Source organism: Parendozoicomonas verongulae, assembly GCF_009711465.1.
Classification (GTDB): domain Bacteria; phylum Pseudomonadota; class Gammaproteobacteria; order Pseudomonadales; family Endozoicomonadaceae; genus Sansalvadorimonas; species Sansalvadorimonas verongulae.
In genome coordinates this window covers 1-1,134 of sequence record NZ_SMME01000688.1, presented here as the reverse complement: position 1 = coordinate 1,134, position 1,134 = coordinate 1, and the positions used below count along the sequence as shown (strand labels likewise).

At 50.4% G+C, this 1,134-nt stretch carries 1 protein-coding gene; it reads right to left on the bottom strand.

Going from position 1 to position 1,134, the window contains the following annotated elements; all coding sequences use genetic code 11:
• Positions 1-459: 459 nt before the first annotated feature.
• Positions 460-1,134: hypothetical protein (locus E1189_RS23380; protein WP_196221113.1), on the bottom strand; the 675-nt coding region annotated here is incomplete at its 5' end.

Below are 1,134 nucleotides of genomic sequence, written 5' to 3'. Positions count from 1 at the left end.
GCTTTTAATTGCACAACACGGGCATATTGAAGCGGGCTTCCCGAGTATTTTTTTAATAGCGCTTTGGTCTCATCTAATACACTCTGAGGGTTGGCTTTCAGACGACGGAAGCAGTCATTTATGTCGTACTCTCTTTGTATAGAAGAGGGGGCCGGGTAGGGCCGGAAACGACGTTGTGAAAGTTGATGGTGCTCGCAGTGCCCACCATGCCTTCGGGCTGGAGAGCCATGCGTAGTGGAGGTGTCAGACTTATACCTACTTGAATATCGATGCCTGTGGGGAAGGGAAGCCTGCCGATGATGGCTGCTTCCCCTAGTGCTCGATGTTGAGTCCATACGCTGAAAAGCCTCTGAAACAGTTCTACTCAAGAGAGTTTGTGAAACCAATGCTGTGTATGGATTATGGTGAGGCTACAAAGTTTCAACACTCGTCTGAATCAGTAACGGGGCTGTCTGCAGTTCAGTGTGAGGTGGCCGTAAGATTTGCCAATAACTGCCGTTCCGAACGCCTCCAGGATTCATCTTTCTTCAGTTCATCTCGATAGGGTTCAAGCTTGGTGGCTATAGCAAAGAGTGATTTGGTTTTCTGTTTGAACTCGCATGTCTCTCCTTCTTTAACCCCTAAAGTTTCCAGCATAGATTTCGGCCATACGGATAAAAGACGGAAGCAATGGGCCAGTTGACTGAGACAGGATGCACTTGTGCCTCCACTTTTTTCCACCGCAAGAGCGGCCCAATGTAACGCTTTCCCCAAAAGAGCCGAGTGCTCGGGCAATATGTTCTCAACCAGCGTTAATTCCCGGAAGTTGCGGACGCTGAAACACAGGCTGGTTTCGAACCCTGAAAACAACTGATTTTCGAGTTGCAGTTCATCAAACTGCTTCCATGCTCCCGTATCAACGTGAATGGCTGCTATACCCAGTTCGATGTCCTTGTCATCACAAGGGATGTTCGGCTTCCCAGCTGCCCGGGTACGCAACCGGGTAAAGATGTCCAGGGCCTGTTGCTGGCTGTCCTTGTCCCCCATGAGTTGGAAATGCCTGGCCAGTGTTAACTCGATCTCCTTGTCATCGCAGGGAGTGTTCGGCTGTCCGGCTGCCTGAGTACGCAGCCGGGTATAGATGTCCAGAGCTGC